Annotated in this window: 24 protein-coding genes; 15 read left to right on the top strand and 9 right to left on the bottom strand. The window is 42.3% G+C overall.

Features of this window, described 5'->3' with window-relative positions; genetic code table 11:
• The first annotated feature begins 362 nt into the window (after positions 1-362).
• The 3 genes from AABK37_RS04060 to argB all read left to right on the top strand — a co-directional run bounded on the left by AABK37_RS04060 (position 363) and on the right by argB (position 3,944).
• Positions 363-1,976, top strand: coding sequence for an NB-ARC domain-containing protein (locus AABK37_RS04060; protein ID WP_432550319.1), 1,614 nt, complete (start codon positions 363-365; stop codon positions 1,974-1,976).
• Positions 1,977-2,138: 162 nt separating this feature from the next.
• A complete protein-coding gene (locus AABK37_RS04055; protein ID WP_432550318.1) occupies positions 2,139-2,666 on the top strand; it encodes a shikimate kinase in 528 nt (175 codons plus the stop codon).
• A 381-nt stretch (positions 2,667-3,047) separates the two neighbouring features.
• Positions 3,048-3,944, top strand: a complete 897-nt coding sequence (gene argB / locus AABK37_RS04050; protein WP_432550317.1) for an acetylglutamate kinase — start codon at positions 3,048-3,050, stop codon at positions 3,942-3,944.
• A gap of 126 nt (positions 3,945-4,070) precedes the next feature.
• Here argB and AABK37_RS04045 read toward each other — a convergent pair whose 3' ends face one another.
• Positions 4,071-4,562, bottom strand: a complete 492-nt coding sequence (locus AABK37_RS04045; RefSeq protein ID WP_432550316.1) for a hypothetical protein — start codon at positions 4,560-4,562, stop codon at positions 4,071-4,073.
• 236 nt (positions 4,563-4,798) lie between these two features.
• Between AABK37_RS04045 and AABK37_RS04040 the strand changes: the two genes are divergently transcribed.
• The 5 genes from AABK37_RS04040 to AABK37_RS04020 all read left to right on the top strand — a co-directional run bounded on the left by AABK37_RS04040 (position 4,799) and on the right by AABK37_RS04020 (position 8,363).
• Positions 4,799-5,320: a tetratricopeptide repeat protein gene (locus AABK37_RS04040; RefSeq protein ID WP_432550315.1), complete on the top strand. Its 522-nt coding sequence runs from the start codon at positions 4,799-4,801 to the stop codon at positions 5,318-5,320.
• A 36-nt stretch (positions 5,321-5,356) separates the two neighbouring features.
• Positions 5,357-6,187, top strand: coding sequence for a DUF3153 domain-containing protein (locus AABK37_RS04035; protein ID WP_432550314.1), 831 nt, complete (start codon positions 5,357-5,359; stop codon positions 6,185-6,187).
• Positions 6,188-6,273: 86 nt separating this feature from the next.
• Positions 6,274-7,836: a hypothetical protein gene (locus AABK37_RS04030; protein ID WP_432550313.1), complete on the top strand. Its 1,563-nt coding sequence runs from the start codon at positions 6,274-6,276 to the stop codon at positions 7,834-7,836.
• Between the two features lie 17 nt (positions 7,837-7,853).
• On the top strand, positions 7,854-8,186 hold the full coding sequence (locus tag AABK37_RS04025; protein ID WP_432550312.1) for a hypothetical protein: 333 nt from the start codon (positions 7,854-7,856) through the stop codon (positions 8,184-8,186).
• A 12-nt stretch (positions 8,187-8,198) separates the two neighbouring features.
• A complete protein-coding gene (locus AABK37_RS04020; protein WP_160111426.1) occupies positions 8,199-8,363 on the top strand; it encodes a hypothetical protein in 165 nt (54 codons plus the stop codon).
• Here AABK37_RS04020 and pdxH read toward each other — a convergent pair.
• On the bottom strand, positions 8,360-9,004 hold the full coding sequence (gene pdxH / locus AABK37_RS04015; protein WP_432550311.1) for a pyridoxamine 5'-phosphate oxidase: 645 nt from the start codon (positions 9,002-9,004) through the stop codon (positions 8,360-8,362). The genes AABK37_RS04020 and pdxH overlap by 4 nt on opposite strands.
• A gap of 134 nt (positions 9,005-9,138) precedes the next feature.
• Here pdxH and AABK37_RS04010 point away from each other — a divergent pair, with 134 nt between their 5' ends.
• Entirely contained in the window at positions 9,139-10,215 is a 1,077-nt protein-coding gene (locus AABK37_RS04010) for an AI-2E family transporter (RefSeq protein ID WP_432550310.1), read from the top strand.
• A 132-nt stretch (positions 10,216-10,347) separates the two neighbouring features.
• Here AABK37_RS04010 and AABK37_RS04005 read toward each other — a convergent pair whose 3' ends face one another.
• Positions 10,348-10,917, bottom strand: coding sequence for an HD domain-containing protein (locus tag AABK37_RS04005; protein WP_432550375.1), 570 nt, complete (start codon positions 10,915-10,917; stop codon positions 10,348-10,350).
• A 163-nt stretch (positions 10,918-11,080) separates the two neighbouring features.
• Between AABK37_RS04005 and AABK37_RS04000 the strand changes: the two genes are divergently transcribed.
• On the top strand, positions 11,081-11,650 hold the full coding sequence (locus tag AABK37_RS04000; protein ID WP_432550309.1) for a Uma2 family endonuclease: 570 nt from the start codon (positions 11,081-11,083) through the stop codon (positions 11,648-11,650).
• Positions 11,651-11,770: 120 nt separating this feature from the next.
• Here AABK37_RS04000 and AABK37_RS03995 read toward each other — a convergent pair whose 3' ends face one another.
• From AABK37_RS03995 to AABK37_RS03970, 6 genes are all read right to left on the bottom strand, one after another.
• Positions 11,771-12,121, bottom strand: a complete 351-nt coding sequence (locus AABK37_RS03995) for a DNA-binding protein (RefSeq protein WP_432550308.1) — start codon at positions 12,119-12,121, stop codon at positions 11,771-11,773.
• Positions 12,122-12,125: 4 nt separating this feature from the next.
• Positions 12,126-12,452 (bottom strand): type II toxin-antitoxin system RelE/ParE family toxin, encoded by a 327-nt coding sequence (locus AABK37_RS03990; protein WP_432550307.1) that lies wholly within the window; start codon positions 12,450-12,452, stop codon positions 12,126-12,128.
• Between the two features lie 254 nt (positions 12,453-12,706).
• Complete coding sequence (locus tag AABK37_RS03985) at positions 12,707-13,105, bottom strand: serine/threonine protein kinase (protein ID WP_432550306.1); 399 nt, start codon at positions 13,103-13,105, stop codon at positions 12,707-12,709.
• The gene (locus AABK37_RS03980) at positions 13,092-13,334 is read right to left on the bottom strand and encodes a hypothetical protein (protein ID WP_432550305.1); all 243 of its coding nucleotides are present in this window, start codon (positions 13,332-13,334) and stop codon (positions 13,092-13,094) included. The genes AABK37_RS03985 and AABK37_RS03980 overlap by 14 nt, the downstream gene beginning before the upstream one ends.
• Before the next feature lie 76 nt (positions 13,335-13,410).
• Positions 13,411-13,623, bottom strand: coding sequence for a helix-turn-helix domain-containing protein (locus tag AABK37_RS03975; RefSeq protein ID WP_432550374.1), 213 nt, complete (start codon positions 13,621-13,623; stop codon positions 13,411-13,413).
• Positions 13,624-13,766: 143 nt separating this feature from the next.
• Positions 13,767-13,979, bottom strand: coding sequence for a helix-turn-helix transcriptional regulator (locus tag AABK37_RS03970; RefSeq protein WP_039748521.1), 213 nt, complete (start codon positions 13,977-13,979; stop codon positions 13,767-13,769).
• A 182-nt stretch (positions 13,980-14,161) separates the two neighbouring features.
• Here AABK37_RS03970 and AABK37_RS03965 point away from each other — a divergent pair, with 182 nt between their 5' ends.
• The 5 genes from AABK37_RS03965 to AABK37_RS03945 all read left to right on the top strand — a co-directional run bounded on the left by AABK37_RS03965 (position 14,162) and on the right by AABK37_RS03945 (position 19,952).
• Complete coding sequence (locus tag AABK37_RS03965; protein ID WP_432550304.1) at positions 14,162-14,656, top strand: hypothetical protein; 495 nt, start codon at positions 14,162-14,164, stop codon at positions 14,654-14,656.
• Positions 14,657-14,691: 35 nt separating this feature from the next.
• The gene (locus tag AABK37_RS03960; RefSeq protein WP_432550303.1) at positions 14,692-15,912 is read left to right on the top strand and encodes an RNA-guided endonuclease InsQ/TnpB family protein; all 1,221 of its coding nucleotides are present in this window, start codon (positions 14,692-14,694) and stop codon (positions 15,910-15,912) included.
• A gap of 375 nt (positions 15,913-16,287) precedes the next feature.
• The gene (gene typA, locus AABK37_RS03955) at positions 16,288-18,078 is read left to right on the top strand and encodes a translational GTPase TypA (protein WP_432550302.1); all 1,791 of its coding nucleotides are present in this window, start codon (positions 16,288-16,290) and stop codon (positions 18,076-18,078) included.
• 177 nt (positions 18,079-18,255) lie between these two features.
• Positions 18,256-18,459, top strand: coding sequence for a winged helix-turn-helix domain-containing protein (locus AABK37_RS03950; protein WP_432550301.1), 204 nt, complete (start codon positions 18,256-18,258; stop codon positions 18,457-18,459).
• Positions 18,460-18,746: 287 nt separating this feature from the next.
• Positions 18,747-19,952, top strand: coding sequence for a ScyD/ScyE family protein (locus AABK37_RS03945; protein WP_432550300.1), 1,206 nt, complete (start codon positions 18,747-18,749; stop codon positions 19,950-19,952).
• Positions 19,953-20,157 lie beyond the last annotated feature (205 nt).

The following is a 20,157-nucleotide window of genomic DNA, read 5'->3' as shown; positions in this document are numbered from 1 at the left end:
TGCACAATGTCACAAAATGAGTCATAATTTACACCATGATTTTTAACTGATTTGGAGTGGGGCTTGCTATGACTTAGTTTTTTGAATGTTAATACTGTGAGGTAGAAACACAGTATTGTATAAACTTAAAACTACCCCAGTTGAGAAAGTATCTTGACCGTTTACATAGACGACACAAATTCAATAAAGTTTCAAAGAAGCTTTATTAAATTTCCGTTAAGCCTAAAGATACCGAAGCAACAACTGGCAAGTCACCTAACGAATGTTATTAAATTCGTTATAAATTTATTTTTTATTTATTCGGATTTTATACATAGATCGTTAATATATTGCCAAATCGCTACTTGAAATAAATAACCGTAATGGCAGCTAATTTAAATAAAATAGAAGAGGATTTTTTAGAGGCTAAAAATAATTGGGAGCTAGAAAAATTATACGTTGATTTGGCATCGGCAAAGGGAAAAGCTCTGACACCTGTTGAAAAGAAGTTTTTGAGAGGTTTACTTTGTGGTTTTAGTCCGGCAGAAATTGCTAATGCAGTTTATAAAAGTCGCAGTAGCAGTACTGTGAGAGTTTATCTTTCTAATGGACTATATAAATACATAGAAGATATGCTGAGTAACCAAGAGGGAAGCAGCATTAAGGTCAAAAACTGGAGTCGGGTGACTCAGTTACTAGAAAAAGCAGGTTATAAAAAAGGTTGGTTTCAAATAGATGTGACTAACAATCAAATAATCACAACCGAGAAAAACAAAGCTGATTTTGATACGATGAAAACAGCCCAAAGACAAGATTGGGGTGAAGCGATTGATGTGAGTAAATTCTACGGACGCACTAGCGAACTCGCATCTTTATCTGAATGGATTGTGCAAGAGCGCTGTCGATTAGTGGTACTCTTAGGTATGGGTGGAATTGGTAAAACAGCTTTGTCAGTAAAGCTGGCAGAAGCAATTAAGGAAAATTTTGAATTTGTAATTTGGCGATCGCTTAGTCTCGCACCACCCCTAGAAGTTATTTTAAATCAACTAATTTCGCTTTTATCTCCTGAAGCACATATACAAAGTACAGAAAGTGTCGAAAGGAACATTTCCCAACTAATTGAGTGTTTGCGCTCTTCACGCTGTCTAATTGTATTAGATGGTGTAGACTCGATTTTAAGCAATGGCAACGATACCGACTTGGTTAGAGAATATCCTCTCTCTATGCCAGCTAGCAACCCAGACGTAAAAAATCCTTCTGGTTATGTTACCAAGCAAATTCGGTATCTTAAAGGTTATGAAAATTATGGAGAGTTAATCAGAAGATTAGGAGACTCTCAACATCAAAGTTGCTTGGTGTTAACCAGTAGAGAAAAACCTCAAGAAATTGCCGCCCTACAAGGAAAAAAATTACCTGTTCGCTCTTGGAAATTAACAGGATTAAGTAATGCAGAAAGTTGGCAAATTCTCAAAGAAAAAGGGTTTACAGATTCTGACGAATCCGAATGCAGAGTTTTAATTGAGTGGTATGCAGGTAATCCGTTATTTCTTAAATTAGTAGCTACAACTATTCAAGAATTATTTGCTGGCAATATATATGAATTTTTAGAACAAGGTACTGTGGTATTTGGCGACATTCGGGCAATTTTAGATGAGCAGTTTTATCGTTTATCTAATTTGGAAAAGCAGATTATGCACTGGCTAGCACTGAATCGCAATTTGATTTCAGTGCGAAAATTGCAAAAAGAGATTATACCACGAGTTTCGCAACGATTAATATTAGAAGCTATAGAGTTATTACAAAGGCGATCGCTAATTGAAAGATCTGCATCCAGCTTTGCACAAACCCCAGTTTTGATCGAATATATAGCTGAACGATTAATTGAGGAAAATTTTAAAAATCAAGATAAATCAGGTTACTCATTGATGAGTCAGACAATTTTTGAAGCGCAATTAAAAAACCACATTCGAGAAATTCGCCTCGACGCGGAGATGTAAAATAGAGTTAGTGGTAAGTGGTTAGTGGTTAGTAGTTAGTGGTGAGCCAGTGCGTTGGAAAGGCTAGAAGCGACAGTCACGCAACTGGTGATCTTGTTGGGTTAGTAGTAGGGGTGGGGTTTCTATGGGGTTTCCCCGCCCTAAAAAAGTAGGAAATTGACAATGAGTATATTAAAAGGAGTTAACCTGTACTTAATTGGCATGATGGGCGCTGGTAAGACTACTGTAGGGCGCGAACTTGCGAAGCAATTGAGTTATGGGTTTCTGGATGCGGATAACGTGATTGAACAAACAACCGGACGAAGTATTAATCAGTTGTTTGCTTTGGAAGGCGAAGCGGGTTTTCGTCAAATCGAAAGCGATGTATTAGCACAAATTTGCGCTTTTACAAAATTAGTTATCTCCACTGGCGGAGGGGTTATTCTCCAACAAAAAAACTGGAGTTACCTGCGCCACGGTTTGATTGTTTGGCTGGATGTGCCAGTAGAGTTACTTTACACCCGTTTAGCTCTTGATACCACAAGACCGCTACTGCAAGATGTTGACTTGAAGCAAAAACTGCGATCGCTTCTCGAACAACGACAAGCACTTTACAATCAAGCCGATCTGCGAATCAGCGTCAGTGAGGAAGAAACACCCACGAAAGTCGCTACACGAGTACTTGAGGCGATTCCCACAGTTCTGAAATAATCGTCAACCTCAAGCAACAAGTAAGACAAGCTTTAATTTACTCAAATAGCCTAACTAAGCTAAAGTGCGTGCGCCAGAAGCCCGATTTCTTGGATAAATCGGGCTTCTCATACCAAGAGCGAAAAAAGAATGCGACAGATGGGTAGGGGCACGGCACTGCCGTGCCCCTACGAAGAATTTATGTGTCGCAAACATTATTTAAATTGGTATCATTTCTCACGAATGATTTAGGGCTGCTATATCAACGTCTCCAATCCAAAATCTCAAATCTAAAATCGGTACTAGCTGCCAGTATGCTTTTGTACTGTCTTATGAGAGATTGTTGAGAGTACCAAACTCATTTATACTGTCTAGATCGGTTTTAACTGTCAACAGCTCCCCATGATAGTCAACGATACAGAGTACATTAGACAAGCCGCAGCTACTCGCGTACAAATACTAAGCGAAGCATTACCTTACATCCAGCAATTTGCTGGACGCACCGTTGTTGTTAAATACGGTGGTGCGGCAATGAAAGATAGCACCCTTAAAGATAAAGTTATCCGCGACGTTGTATTTTTATCTTGCGTCGGCTTGCGACCAATTTTAGTCCACGGTGGGGGACCAGAAATTAACAGCTGGCTGGATAAACTGGGAATCGAAGCGCAATTTAAAAATGGTCTGCGTGTCACCGATGCCCCCACAATGGATGTGGTGGAAATGGTTTTAGTCGGTCGAGTTAACAAAGAAATTGTCGCTTTGATTAACCAAGCTGGCGGATTGGCGGTGGGATTATGCGGTAAAGATGGTAATTTAATTAAAGCTCGTCCCCAAGGTCAAGAAGGCATTGGCTTTGTGGGAGAAGTTTGCGGTGTGAATATCAGGATTTTGGAGACACTCGTTAGCAGTGGCTATATTCCTGTAGTTTCTAGCGTAGCCGCAGACGAAACAGGACAAGCTTACAACATTAATGCCGATACGGTAGCTGGAGAAATAGCCGCAGCACTTGGGGCAGAAAAGTTAATTTTGCTGACAGATACGCGGGGTATTTTAAAAGATTACAAAGATCCGTCAAGCTTGATTCCGAAAGTGGATATTCAAGAAGCCCGCGAGTTGATTGCCACTAATGTAGTTAGTGGTGGGATGATTCCGAAAGTAAATTGTTGCGTGCGATCGCTCGCTCAAGGAGTACGTGCAGCACACATCATTGATGGTCGCATTCCTCACGCCCTGCTGCTAGAAATCTTCACCGACATCGGTATCGGCACAATGTTGATCGGTTCTCAATTTACTTCTTAGAAAGGGCATTGGGCATTGGGCATTGGGCATGGGGCATTGGGCATGGGGCATTGGGCATTGGCTAAAATTCCTCTCCCCCTGCCCCCTCTGCCCCCCTACCCCCTCTCCCCCATCTCCCCATTCCCACTACCAAGGATAATTGTAGATAACGCGCTGCCTGACTGGTGCGCGACGCCATGAATCTCTGACAATCGTTGGATTAATTAGTGTTGAGTCTCGAATTGTCGGATTAACCAACACTGGATTGACAAAGGTCGAATTTCTCACATTTTGCCTATACGGGGAATAGTAGTAACCACTACTACGACTCGGTGTTAATCCCGTTGTTGGATCTACAGGTATGGGAGTAGGAATCGGACTACCGTAAATAAAATTACCAACGGTAGGTGGTTGATTTACCCTGATTGAATTACCGTAATAAATCGAGTTACCACGTACACGCGGTTGATTATAATAAATCGAGTTTCCACGTACACGCGGCTGATTTACACCGATGGAAATTCCACCACCATCAATGACTATTACTTGTTCGGCTGCGGCTGGGGCAATTGTCGCGCTTATTAGTGCCACAGAGACTAATCCCAGCCAGTTGAGTTGCCAATGCTTGATTTTAAGCATATTTTGACCGCCCAGATTTGATAAGTTAGAATTTTTAACTTTAAATACGTAGAAAATAGCGTAATTAAGCCGGATGCACCTACACCAACGGGCGGGTGTGGTTTATTCTCCTTAATCTACGTATACTTAACTATAATTTTAAAAGTTTATCTAGTTTGACGTTACCAGCTTGAGAAAGATTTAAAAATATTACTCGCGTTGGCACAATTAAGAAAGTGCTGATTTGTGTGCAAAACGTGAGTGCAGAAAGTTTAGAAATTGCCAAAAATCTTTACCAGTCTGGGAAAGCTGCTTTTGAAAGTGGGCAATATCGGCAAGCGGTGGAAAATCTCGAAAAAGCGATCGCTTTAGTGAATCGCAATTCTCGTACCGGGGGAGAGATACAAATCTGGCTGGTAACAGCTTATGAAGCTGCTGGACGCACTGAAGATGCGATCGCCCTTTGCGAAGAACTCAAACGCCATCCTTTTTCCGAAACCAGCAAACAAGCGCGACGCTTAGTTTACATTCTCAAAGCACCGAAGCTACAAAGACCAAGCGAATGGATGACTCAAATTCCCGATTTGGGCGCATTGTCTGATAATGAAAGTAAAATTCGTCTCGCTGCTAATAGTACAAAATCGAACCAACCCAAAAAGCCGACTGAGCGAGAATTCGTTGACTTAAGCCAAGTCAATACTAAAGATAATCGCTTTATTTGGGTCGCATTAATTACCATTAGTTTAATCTTGGGTAGCTTGGTTTGGTTGAGTCTATAAAAAAGTATAGTGTCAATTTTGTGGAGATTTATACTTATGAATTTATCGGCTTTAGCAAAAAGCTTTGTACGGCTAAGATTTGTCTGCCTCGTACTCTTAGCATCTGTGCTGCTTTCTGGTTGCGTACAGTATGAAGCGGGGGTAAACTTTGACAACTCGAATCGCGGCGAACTGGTGCAGCATATTAAGTTAGCAGAACGGCTCACTAGTTTTAGCGGTGACTCAGTATACGAATGGTTAAATAGCATCGAACGCCGCGCCCGCAAAGAAGAAGGCAAAGTACGGCGACTTTCCCAATCAGAAATTATCGTCACAATTCCCTTCAGTAATGGTGAGGAATTACAAACGAAGTTTAACGAATTTTTCAATCCCAACATTAATCAAAAAACTGAAGTGAAAAGTACATCAGACTCAGAATTGCCAAAAATTGAGTCAAACTTACTTTTGTTTCAAAACAATTTCTTACTGTTAGTGCGGAATCGGTTGATTTACGATGTTGATTTGCGATCGCTTTCTCTAATTGCCAGCAATGGTAACGTTTTGGCGAATGCCGGTTCGATTCTCGATTTAGAATTTAGCTTGAAAACTCCTTGGGGCGCAAAAACCATTCAAGAAACTGAGCAGGCGATCGCGTACTCGCGTGCCGCAGGTATCGCTACCGAAAAAAGTCAAAATAAACTGGTATGGAAGCTCATCCCCGGTCAACTAAACCACATCGAAACAGTTTTCTGGCTTCCCAGTCCCCTCGGTATTGGTACTCTGTTGATTATTTTGTTTGTTGCTGGTGGACTTTATCTAAGGTATACTTTTATGCCAGACCCCAGCATTCAATTTACTGCTGATTCAGCAGCTAATTCATCACAGTAACTTTAAATGTAGTGAGCGCTTCAGCGCTTAATGTTGAGCGTTGAACCGCTCACTACAGCGGACATAATATCACCAAGCCGAAAGTTGTGAAAGTACGACTGTTGTTAGTATTCTGTGTCTTATTTGTCTTTAGTTATGGATTGTCGGCATATCGGCGACCATCCATATATAGTCAACTGATTATTGCCACACCAACACCGACTGCAACATTAACACCGAGTCAATCTGATAAGCCAAAGATATCTCTCACCAAGTTGACAGACGACCTGGAAGTGGCGGAGAAAAACGTCACCAGAATTTCCATGATTTTGGTAAAGGTTGTAGCGGCTTTATTAAGTATTTTAATCGTCTATCGCCTCATTTTCATGATTTTTCGCCGCTCATCTCAGTTAATCGTAGACAATTTCATCAATGCTTCTGATGCTGAGGAAATGAACAACGTCTTACCAGGTCTTTCGCAATTAGCGCGAGAAAGACTTGTGGGAGAAATGAAAGGCGTCCGTCAACGGGTGAAAGAGCATATCATCAACCAAGGACCCGAAACCTATCACCCTCCCGATAAGTTACCTTTACCGCAAACAACCCCAGACCAACGACTTGGTGAGTTGGTAACTTCACTTAGCGAGTTCACACCAGAGCAAATGCATCCAGCGGTGAACATATTAAAGGTGATATTTCCCCCATTAGGCACGAAAGTAACTAGCATTTTGCAAAGCCAAGGTAAAGAATACGATCGCCTGGGAATTACTTTTGAAATCACTAACATCGAAGGTCGTCTTTCTTCTAAGTTATATACGGTCTGGGAATCAGTTGAGGCAGTACCCGAACAAGCACTGAAAGACCGCTACAGAAAGCTACTCGGCTCGGCTATTCGCTGGTTGGCGTTAGAACTCAGTCGGCGAGAAATGGTGGCTGCTGTACCGTGGTATCACTTGGGACGAAAACGCGATCGCTATCAAGCTAAGATTTATAACTTTTTTGGCGCTCTTAATCTAGCCAGCGCTGCGACTCAGGGCAAATTGTTCTACGAGTTGGCGATTGAAGATTTACAGCAAGCAATAGTTTTGTATCCTGAGTGGTTTCAACCTTACGAAAATTTAGCTGACACATACAGCAGCTTTGGAGGAAACACTTCAGGCAAAGAATGTCTCAATTACCAACGTCAAGCAATACTGGAATACGATCGCGCACTTAATGCATGTGAAGATGAATCTGTCAAGCGGCGAATTATAATTGGCAAAGCGATGGCTGGGCTAATGACAGGTGATGTCAATTTAATTCAAGAAGCGATCGCAGAAATAGAGAAGCTGAAGAATGGCTGGGATGAGACATCAGAGTTAAATACTCGGTTTTTATATAATCTGGCGGCTTGGTATGCGATCGCTCACCGAATTAATGCTCAAGTAAAAAGCGCACTTTCACTAGCACGCCGTTATTTAGTTTACGCTTTAGTGCGAGACAACCAACGCACAATATGGGAATGGGCAGGTAAAGATCCAGATTTACAAGGCATTTGTGAAGATTATGCGGAATTGAAATTCATTATGTTGAAGAAATTGAATGAAGTACCCGAACTTCCCAGCTTAATAGGTAAATATTTTACCAAGCACACAGAGGACATTCTCAAGGTAATGGGGAATGGGGCATAGGGCATGGGGCATGGGGCATGGGGCATGGGGCATGGGGCATAGTCCTTTGTGAAATACGTCTAGCTTCTTTTTATTCCCATTGCCCATTAAACAATTGCCCAATGACGGCAGGTGCGCGTCTGCCGGGAAACCCTTGCGGCAGTCGCTCATGGGGGGAACCACGGCAGGTGCTACAACGGGGGGAACCCCCGCAACGCACTGCCTCCCCAAGACCGCGCTGCCTTACCAACGCACTGCCTCCCCAATGCCCAATGCCCATTGCCCAATGCCCATTGCCCAATGCCCATTGCCCAATGCCCATTGCCCAATGCCCATTGCCCAATGCCCAATTCCCAATTCCCAATTCATAAGGAGAGTATAAAATGAGCGATGACAAAAATAAAGAACAAAAGGATAGTTCTTCTAGAGATATCAAGCCGCCAAATATTGGCAAACCTCGCAAAACTGAGCCGGGTGGTTCTCGTGGAATAGAACCACCCAAGCAATTAATAGGTGCAATACCACCTTGGCTAGACGAAAACGATTAAGGTGACAAACGCTCTATTTTCCAAGTTTTATCATCCAAGCAAGTATAAAGCAGGCGATCGTGCAGGCGGCTGGGGCGTCCTTGCCAAAACTCAATTTTTGTGGGGATCACTCGCACCCCTCCCCAGTGCTGCGGTCGCGGCACATCTTGATTTTCATATTTTACCTGAAGTTCTTGCAAGCGTTGCTCAAGAACTTCTCTGTTTTCTATCACCTCGCTTTGATTAGATGCCCACGCACCTAAGCGACTATTTAACGGGCGACTGTGAAAATACTCATCTGACTCGTATTCAGAAACTTTCTCCACCCGCCCATAAATACGGACTTGGCGTTCTAGTTCCGCCCACCAAAAAACAAGAGAAGCCTGGGGATTTTCTGCTAATTGCTGTCCTTTTTGACTATTATAGTTAGTGTAAAAAACAAAACCCCGCTCATCAAAATCTTTCAGTAGCACCATTCTTGCCGACGGATTGCCGTCTGGTGTAGCAGTGGCAATAGTCATGGCATTCGGTTCGGGAAGTTGGGCATCTAGTGCCTGATCGAACCATTTTTTAAACTGTTTAAAAGGATTGAAATCAACTTCCGAGACGCTTAGACCCTCTAAGGTATAATCTTTGCGAAGGTCAGCTATAGTTTTGTCCATGATGATTTGCTTTTTTTATCAGCTAGGCTTACACATCTTTGTTAAAAATATTTATCATATTCATCAGCACCAGCTGAGTCTTACTTGTTCTGCAAGATTGCTCCCCAGTCCCCAGTAAAGAGTCCCCAGCCAATATGCGCCGTTCAGCCTCTGTTAAAAGTCTGTTATTTTATGGTCTGAGCGGTCCAATTATCGCTCTGAATATTTGGTTGGTATCTCAGTTTTATCGCTTATTTCAGCATCCAATTACCATTTTGATCGTTGCGGCGATTCTTGCTTTTTTACTGAATTATCCAGTTAAGTTTTTTGAACGCGCTCGAATTACACGCACTCAGGCAGTGATTATAGTTTTGCTGGCAGCTTTAACGCTGTTTGTGATTTTAGGTGTAACCTTAGTGCCCGTAGTAGTTGACCAAACGCTTCAACTTTTAAATAAAATTCCTGGTTTGTTAAGCGCTAGTCAAGAAAATTTACAACAGTTTGAGGCATTGGCGAGACAGCGGCGTTTGCCATTAGATTTGAGGGTTGTGAGCAATCAAATCAATGTCAGTATTCAGAATGTGGTGCAACAACTAGCCTCTAGTGCTGTAGGCGTGGCTGGAACGGTGCTATCAGGATTACTCAATATGGTGTTAATAGTCGTACTGGCATTTTACATGCTTTTGTATGGCGATCGCGTTTGGTCTGGTATGGTTAATCTTGTACCGGCTAACATTCGAGTCCCCTTAATTACATCTTTGCGCCTCAATTTCCATAACTTCTTCCTTAGCCAACTTTTGCTGGGGCTGTTTATGATAGTCACCCTCACCCCGATTTTCTTGATTCTCAACGTGCCGTTTGCTTTGTTGTTTGCCATACTTATTGGCATCTCTGAACTGATTCCCTTTATTGGCGCGTCTCTTGGTATCGGTTTGGTGGTAATTTTAGTCTTGCTGCAAAGTTGGTGGCTAGCAATTCAAGTCGCAATAGCAGCGATTTTGTTGCAGCAAATTAAAGATAATTTGATAGCGCCGAAATTACTCGGCGATGTTATCGGACTTAATCCCATCTGGATTTTCGTTTCTATTTTGATGGGATTTGAAATTGCTGGATTGTTGGGGACACTTGTTGCTGTGCCGATCGCTGGTACTATTAAAGGTACTTTCGATGCAATTAAAAACGGCAAAACTGAATTTGGTTCAATTACTATTCCTCACCCACCCGTTGATTGATGGGGGTATATCATCCTACCTACAGGCTATAAGCCTGGGGCTATACAAACGAAGCCCGCCTTCGCGGGCTATAAGATTCTAGCCCGCCTTCGCGGGCTTTGTTCGTTTAGCCACACCCTTCTAGGGTGTTGACTATCTGCAACCAGCCAAAACTTCTATTTCTGCAACCACCCGTTCTAATTCTTCCATCATTGGGATCGATCCAGTTTTGTGGAAAGTATCTACAAGTGTTCTATAATACCAAAGAGTACCTTCTTTGCCACCTTTGAAGCGTTCCCAAAGTGATTCGCCCAACACGCGATAATCTTTGCGAATCGATTGAGCATTATACAGTTTATCGGCTCCGGAAACAAGTAACACCGATGGCGATGCTGTGCAAATATGAGCAATATATGCTTCTTTGCGTTGTCGCCAAGGTGGTTTGGGTATGGTGTCACAGTCAGTGCAACCATCGACAATTGCTGTTACATTGTCTCCAAAACGACGGCGAATTTCTTCTCTTGTCGCCGCTCCACCTTGGTCTTCTATGGCATCATGTAAAAGGGCTGCGATCGCTTCATCTTCATTTGCCCCATATTCTAAGGCAATACTGGTAACACCTAATAAATGAGCGATATAAGGAACACCCGAACCTTTACGAATTTGCTTGGCGTGTAGTTGTGTAGCGTAGGTAAAGGCTTCGGTAAAGCGTTCTGAAAGCATTTTATCAAGCATAATATTATTGAAAAGCACTTTACCTGAAAATGCTTTTCAATGCACGGGCAATGGTGTCAATTTTAACCAACTTTACTAGACGCTCCTAACGCGCCCCAAGAGCATCTGTGCCTAAAATTGTATTATCTATCTAGCTTGCGATCGCATAGTTATGAAAAGCGAAAAAGCGATTTTGCCGTCTTGGTACTCTGATGAAGATTTGATGCAAATGAGTTCAGAGAATCCAGAACTGCGATTTGAACGTAATGCGGATGGAAGTTTGGAAACTATGCCACCAACTGGGGGAATTTCTGGAAATCGAGAGGCTAAAGCAGGAGCTTATCTGCTAAATTGGGTGGAAAGTCAAGATTTAGGTGAAGTTTTCAGCTCAAGTACTGGTTTTAGATTACCCAATACTGCTGTAAAATCTCCTGATGCTGCTTTTGTAGCGAAAGGACGCTTACCAAAAGGTTGGGATGAGCAAGAAGACCAATTTATCAATTTAGCACCTGATTTTGTCATTGAAATTCGTTCTAAAAATGATAGCTTGGAAAAACTCAAGGCAAAAATGGCAGAATATATTGCCAATGGTGTGCGTTTGGGATGGTTAATTGACCGTCATAATCAACAAGCTTTTGTTTATCGAATTGATAATTCAATTACTCAATATCCAGCAACGGCAATTTTAAGCGGTGAAGATGTTGTACCTGGGTTTATGTTGCCTTTAAAAAGGTTATTGTAGAGTGGTGTTGATTTAATAACGAACCGCCTTCGCGCTTCGCGTCTCCGAAGGAGAAGATACCAAGGAAGCCAAGGAAGAGAGAAAGGAGCATGTTACAAATCGCTATAAATATTATAATTACTAAACGGTTATTTCCGAATTATTTACAGAATCTGTGTTGCTATCATCTGCTTTTTCAACAACAGTAACAGTTAACTTTAATCCCAAAGCATTTAGCCAAGTTCCCAGATTATAAATCGCCTCGCTGTTGCTTTGTGATAGCAATTCATCTAGTTTTTCTCGATGCACTTTTGCTTGTTCTGGTGTCATATTTTGTTCACCAAGCGCTTCAGCTACATTGCTAAGTGCCATTTTCAGCAGTTCTGGTTCTGGATCTTCTTCCTCTAAAATAGCCTCAATATAACCAGCAGCATAACTTGGGTCTTTGAGATGCGAAATTAAAAAGTCATGGTAAGGTAAGCTTTTAGGCATTGTTTTAACTCCTATAATCTTTCCAGTATTCTATTGCTTTAAGAATATCTTGGTCTTGAGTGCTTTTATCTCCTCCACACAAAAGCAGCACAATTGTTGTTCCAATTTGTCCAAAATAAATTCGGTAACCTGGACCATAATCGATTTTTAATTCACAAACTCCCTCTTTTAGTGAGCGATACTCTCCTAAATTACCAAGTTTAACTCGCTCTAACCTTGCCTCAACCTTGTTTTTGGCTTTTTTATCCCGGAGAGAATCAAACCACTCATCAAAAGGAACTCTGTCATCAAAGGTGACATAACGCTGAATATCTCTTGGTTGTGCTTCCATTATTTTATTTTACAGGCAAGGTGCGATCGCCTAAATGAAGTAGTGCGATCGCTCTTCATCACCTGTCTTAATAAATTCCTACTTTTATATACGAAATTGAACTCCCATTCTCTGTGTAGTCACAGCCAAAACTACAATGAGTGCGTTTCGATAGGCTTTGTCCATCATTTCTTTTGCTAGTGGATTATAACCATTATTATTGAAAAACGCTAAAGGCGACTCTTTCACCTGATAGCTAATAGCTGCACCAGTTGTTACCAGTCTCGCGTTGCCGAAGAAGCATAAACATCACTATAAGCACCTCTTTTTGCTCTTTTGTCATATTGCTCAATCGGTGCAAAGCCATCAGATAATATTTGCGTATGCGTCTTTGTCAAATTCGGGCTAAACTCCCGCGCAATGCCAAAGTCAATTAACACAGCTTGCGAATTCCCAGAACGCAACATGATATTTTGTGGTTTGATATCTCTATGCAACAAGCCGTTATTATGAACTACAATTAGCGCTTCACCAATTTGCTGAATGTAGCGTAATGCTTGTGCTTCAGACAAAGCACCTTGATTCTCAACCAAACTTGCTAAATCTTCCCCATCAATATATTCCATCACCATGCACCACAGCGCACCCTCTTGGATGACTTCATCTATCCGCACGATATGGGGATGAGTACCCGATCGCTAGCTTTATCGCTTCATTCAAGAAATCTTGCTGAAATTTAGCAAAATCTGGGCGACGTTGCACAGTACCATTTAAAGTCTTGATGACAACGTAGCGCTTATTGTTATCTGTAGTGCGATAAGTTATACCAAAGCCACCTTCGCCTAATTCTTTGTCAATTGTGTATTTGCCGCTTTGCAACTGATTCCCTGATTCCCAAGCCATTACTGACAATGCCAAAATACTGATGTCAATTATGGCATCAGCTGGAAAAATGGCTATGAGTGCGCGATCGCATCAACTACTCTTTGACTATCTCAACCAAATCTTCAACCAAAACATCAAAAGTCCGCGCTAATTTGAATAGTGCAGTCACATCAGCCATTGCCATTCCATCAGACAACGCATAAGTTTTAATCGTGCCGTATGGGACTCCTGAACGTTCTGAGACTTCCTTGAGAGTCCATCCTTGTTTACCAGCAAACTCTCGAATACGTAATTTAACTAATCCCATACTTGACAACCGCCGGCATTTCAACTTGAATATTTTTAGTAATGTTAGCGATCGCGCTCTATAAAACCCACAAACATCTAAATAACCAATGATTGTGAGCATCTACCGTTCATGATAATACCGCATTACTACAAGCACATCAACTACTTTTCAACCACATCAAACAAGTCTTCTAGCAAAACATTAAACGTAGAAGCCAACTTTTTTAAGGCAGTCAGGTCAACAGTTGCTCGTTCTGGCAGTCGTGCGTAGGTTTTAATCGTACCGTATGGGACTCCAGAGCGATCGGCTAATTCCTTAAGCGTCCAGCCTTCTTTATCTGTAAACTCTTTAATTCGTAACCTGACCATTCCCATACTTGACAACCGCCTAATTCTCAGCTTTAATTTAGTATAAATTAAAAGCGATCGCCCCCGTCTTGCAAACTAAAGCGATCGCCTATAAACCGAAAAACCCAATAACGGGTTCTCCTAACCCGAAGTTCGAGTTGTACTAACCTTAAGTTCGAGTTGTACTAACCTTAAGTTCGAGTTGTACTATGATGATAACACCGCAGCAGGAATCAGAGCCAGTTAATCCGTTAGCAAGATTTGTCACTCCAGAGGCGATCGCTTTACTTCTCAACATCAAAGTCGAGCAAATCAAAGATATTCGCTTGTGGCGATATGTAATTCTGGTAATAGCCCAAGGAAAGACACGGTTTGTCAGTTACGCCGACCTGCCACCGATTATAGAAGCCGAACCGCCAAAAACTCAAGATTTTCTTTGCTGGCGCAAGCGCTGGAAGAAAAGCGAAACCAAGAAAGCACCAGACTTTTGGTTTAAATTCTACCAGCAGAAATTCATGCAAGCCGTTTGTGTCGCTCAACTTCACACTTGGGGGCAATTGATACGCTTAACTGATTCGACGGAATTCCCCATCCCTCTTAAAGGGTGGGGATGGATAGTCGGGGAATTGGGAGGTACATCCGCTCAGGGATGTCCGAACAATTTCCAAATGTTCCGGAATATCCTTACTGCAAATTGCATATAGTATTAGAGTAGAAGAGTCAAGGAGGTGAGGCTTGAATGCTACATAAAGCTGTACAAGTTCGTTTATATCCATCAAAAGAGCAGCAAATACTATTAGCTCAAACTTTTGGATGTTCCCGTTGGTGGTGGAATTTTGCTCTGAATAAGTCAATTGAAATTTACAAGGAAACGGGTAAAGGACTTGGACAAGTAGCACTCAATGCACTGCTACCATTACTCAAAAAGGAGAAAGATACAGAATGGTTGGCTGATTGTTATAGCCAAGTTTTGCAAGCTACGACACTCAACTTAACCACCGCGTACAAAAACTTTTTTGATAAAAGAGCGGGGTTTCCCAAGTTCAAGTCTAAGCACGGAAAGCAGTCAATTCAATATCCTCAAAATGTCAAAGTCGTAGATGGCAATGTAAAACTTCCGGGTAATATTGGAGTGGTCAAAGCCAAGATACACAGACCGATTGAGGGAAAGATAAAGACTGTTACTGTTAGTAAAACTCCATCGGGCAAATACTTTGCATCTATCTTGACTGAAGTTGAGGGAGAGAATCCTTCTATTTCAGAAGGTAAGATTTATGGAGTCGATTTAGGGTTGAAGCACTTTGCTGTTGTTACGGACGGCAAAAAAGTATCTAAATACGACAATCCTAAACATCTTGCCAAACACGAAAAAAATCTCAAACGCAAGCAACAGAAACTAGCGCGTAAGCAAAAGGGGAGTAATTCAAGGTATAAATACAGAAAAGTTGTTGCCAAGGTGTACGAACGGATTACTAATTCTAGGCAAGATTTTTTACACAAACTTAGTTACAAGTTAGTCAGCGATAGCCAAGCTGTCATAGTAGAAAATCTTCATGTCTTGGGCATGGTTCGTAATCGCAATTTGGCTTCATCTATATCTGATGTTGGATGGGGAACTTTCACTAACTTTTTAGCCTATAAACTAGAACGCAAAGGTGCAAAGTTGGTTGAGATAGATAGATGGTTCCCCAGTTCTAAACTCTGCTCTAATTGTTTCTATAAGGTACAAGAAATGCCGTTGGACATCAGGGAATGGACTTGTCCCCACTGTGGCACTTTGCATGATCGTGATGGAAACGCAGCTATCAACATTAGAGCAGAAGGCATCAGAATACTAAAGGCGGAAGGTTCAGCCGTCTGTGCTGTAGGAGGGGAGGTAAGACCAAAGCTTGGACGAAAGTCTAATCTAAGGCACTCGCCATTGAGTACAGAAGCTCCGTCCGCCTATGCGGCGGAGTAGTTCACTAAAGAGTGCCCTTTCTCAAACAGATATAGAGTCTTTGCGGAGTGATTATCTCCAAGTCAAACAAACACTTGTGCTTGTTTCATAATCAGCAAGAGTGCATTCATAGTGGGCTTGAAGTTGTTGCGATCGCAGCGAATCTATATAACTGCTGCAAAGAAAGCACAAACTCGACTTAACCGAAAATTAAATTTTAAATTGCTTCATGGCGTTTCGTTGCGAAAACCTGCCGGAATTGTGACGTTTAAGCTAGAATTGTTAAAGGTTCTTTACAGAATTTGCATACAATTCCTAATTCTGTTAGATCATCTCAGTATTTATTACTAGTAAGTCTGAAAATTTCCTTTATAAGTTCACAGAACGCCATCTTTTATGACGCTTCCAATCCGTAACGTCGCCATCATCGCCCACGTAGACCACGGCAAAACAACTCTTGTTGATGCACTCCTCAAACAATCCGGCATTTTCCGCGAAGGCGAAGACGTTCCGGATTGCGTCATGGATTCTAACGCCCTCGAAAGAGAGCGGGGTATTACAATTCTTTCCAAAAATACCGCAGTTCGCTACAAAGAGACTTTAATTAATATTGTTGACACTCCCGGACACGCTGACTTTGGTGGTGAAGTCGAACGGGTACTTGGTATGGTTGACGGTTGTATCCTGATTGTCGATGCAAACGAAGGTCCCATGCCGCAAACTCGCTTCGTGCTAAAAAAAGCCTTGGAAAAAGGATTGCGTCCCATCGTCGTTGTCAACAAAATCGACCGTCCGCAAGCAGATCCCTACGGCGCTGTTGATAAAGTATTGGATCTGTTCTTAGAATTAGGCGCAGATGAAGATCAGTGTGATTTTCCGTATTTGTTTGCTTCCGGTTTAGCAGGATACGCCAAAGAAGATTTAGACGCAGAAGCGCAAGACATGCAACCGCTATTTAATGCGATTCTCCGTCATGTTCCACCACCAGTGGGAGATGTCAACAAGCCTTTACAACTGCAAGTCACAACCCTAGATTATTCAGAATATCTCGGACGGATTGTGATTGGCAGAATTCACAACGGCATCATCCGCATGGGTCAACAAGCTGCGTTGATAACAGAAAATGGCAGCATTGTCAAGGGCAAAGTTACCAAGTTGATGGGCTTTGAAGGACTCAAGCGGGTGGAAATGGAAGAAGCATCCGCAGGTTATATTGTGGCGGTGGCTGGTTTCGCCGATGCGAATATTGGGGAAACGATTACAGATCCGAACGATCCGCAAGCATTGCCACTAATTAAAGTGGATGAACCAACTTTGCAAATGACCTTTTGGGTGAATGATTCGCCTTTTGCAGGTCAAGAAGGTAAGTTGGTGACATCTCGACAAGTACGCGATCGCCTTTTCCGCGAACTAGAAACCAACGTTGCCTTGCGCGTGGAAGAAACAGATTCCCCCGACAAATTCTTAGTTTCCGGTCGTGGTGAACTTCACCTGGGTATCTTAATCGAAACCATGCGTAGAGAAGGTTTTGAATTTCAAGTATCCCAGCCACAAGTAATTTACCGCGAAGTCAACGGTCAACCTTGCGAACCTTACGAACTTTTAGTACTGGACATTCCAGCCGATGCAGTTGGTAGCTGTATCGAACGCTTGGGACAACGCAAAGGTGAAATGCAAGACATGCAACCGGGAATTAACGATCGCACCCAGCTAGAATTTGTCATTCCTGCCCGTGGTTTGATTGGTTTCCGGGGTGAATTCATGCGGATGACTCGTGGTGAAGGTATCATGAACCACAGCTTCTTAGATTACCGTGGTATCAGCGGTGAGATTGAAGCACGCAACAAAGGCGTTTTAATTTCGTTTGAAGAAGGCGTTTCTACCTTCTACGCCATGAGAAATGCCGAAGATAGAGGCGTATTCTTTATCGTTCCCGGTACCAAAGTTTATAGAGGCATGATTGTCGGAGAACACAATCGTCCCCAAGACTTGGAACTGAACATCTGCAAAACAAAGCAACTTACCAACCACCGCGCTGCCGGCGGTGACGAATTAGTGCAGTTGCAAGCACCAGTGGATATGAGTCTCGAACGCGCTTTAGAGTACATCGGACCCGATGAATTGGTAGAAGTCACACCTCAATCGATTCGTTTGCGGAAGATGGCGAAGAAGATGGCGAAACGGTAAGTTAAGTTACTTGATTAATTTAAAAAGCCCGCTGATGCGGGCTTTTTGCATTAAATAAAGCTTATAACAAAAGAACCAAACGCAGTCCATCTTCAACAAGCAACCCGATCGCGATCGCGTTTTTTAGGAAGACCCAGAAGCATTCCAACATGGGCTTCAAAAGCACTCTCTAAAAGATTGCAAGAACCACAAGGGTTTAATGGTTATCAAGAAATTGTCGAGTGGCTAGAACAAAACTTAGGAGTAAATACTTGCTACAAGACAGTTCACAAGCTTGTTTATTACCGTTTAGAGTCATTTCCGAAAGTGCCACGTCCTAAAAGCTCTGAACAATCACAAGCTAAAATAGAGGCATTTAAAAAAACCTTGCAGACAACTTAGCAATGCTGCATTGGTTTTGTTTGACAGTTAATTTCAGCTAACCCCACTGTCCCATAATATGGGTACTCTATTTCCGCCGCTTTGTACTAGGCAATGATGCATGACAAGTATACTCGTTATGCATCATTTACTTTTGATTCAAGCGGATGTAGAGTGATTAAATGGATGTCTTGCTCCCGTTTCATATACGACATCGGTTTCTACCAAGCGTAGGGGTGTACAGATGTACACCCTGGAGATATGATTCATGTGTTGCAAAGATTAAATTTAATTTTTGGACAGGTTTGATGAAACTAAAGCAATTTGGTATTACATTTTTGAGTGTTTGTATTGCTGCTTTTACAGGAACGAAAGCAGCAGAGGCGGCATCGTTTTCGGTAATTGCCTATGGTCTTAATAATCCACGGGGTCTAAGTTTTGACCCTTACGGTAGCCTCTACGTTACAGAAGCAGGAACAGGCGGAAGTGGAGCTTGCGTTCCTTCACCGAGTGCCCAAGGTCAATCTTTATGTTATGGCACAACTGGTGCAGTGACAAAAATCGCAAATGGTACGCAAGAGCGTATACTTACAGGACTGCCTTCTTTAGCATTACCAGATGGTACTGATACCTCTGGGCCTCAAGATATCAAATTTGATGCCAGTGGCAAGCCTTATATTGCAGTTGGGTATGGTTCTGATCCCGCATTTCGCGCCACATTAGGTAATACTGACTTAGGAAAAATTATCACCGCTAATTTTAATACAAATTCGTGGACTAGTGTAGCTGATTTAGCTAATTATGAACTTGTAAATAATCCAGACAAAGGTGATGTAATTAGCAATCCTTTTTCTCTGCTCCTAGACGGAAATAAACTTGTTGTAGTTGATGCAGGTGCGAATGCATTACTCAGCGCAGGTACTGATGGAAGTAATTTAAATGCGATCGCCACAATTCCCAGCCAGACATTAACTAATCCAGTCTTCCCCACTGGTGTATCGCCATCACCATTTGAAGTCCAAGCAGTACCTACAAATGTTGCATTAGGACTGGATGGTGCTTACTATATTAGCGAATTAACTGGTTTTCCTTTTCCTGAAGGTGAAGCAAAAATCTACCGAGTTGGTTCTGATGGTCAACCAACAGTCTATGCCGATGGCTTTACTCAACTTACTGACTTAGCTTTTGATACTGAGGGTAATTTGTATGCTTTACAGTACGCTAATCAGTCACTCTGGAAAGGTAACCTAAATGGTTCGGTAATTAAGATATCACCTGATGGCACTCGTACAACTATCCTCAATGGTAATGGATTAGAGTCGCCTACTGCTTTGACTATTGGTGCTGATGGTGCTATCTACGTGACAAATCGAGGCGATCGCCCAGGACAAGGACAAGTTATTAAAATTGAGAATCCCAAGTCTGTTCCTGAATCTACTTCTATTTTCAGCTTATTAGTGCTTGGCACTGTGAGCGTTACTTTGTTGCGTCAGGGTAAAGCTAAGATGCCTTAATTGTCCCGGTTCGCTCATTTTTTCAGGAGTTAAAAGAAAGGCTACTCAGGAGTCATATCTGGGCTAGGACAATACTTCAAATAGAGGGTGATATCCCAGCACTGATTGCTAGCTTGAAACGTCATGGTGTTAGCGATGAGGTGATCCATGAAGCCCTCAATGAAGTTACTCAAAGATAGTTCAATGGCTGCGATGGCGCGGAGCG

Source organism: Tolypothrix sp. VBCCA 56010, from assembly GCF_050875635.1.
Taxonomy (GTDB): Bacteria; Cyanobacteriota; Cyanobacteriia; order Cyanobacteriales; family Nostocaceae; genus Hassallia.
This window is presented reverse-complemented; position numbering and strand designations above follow the sequence as displayed.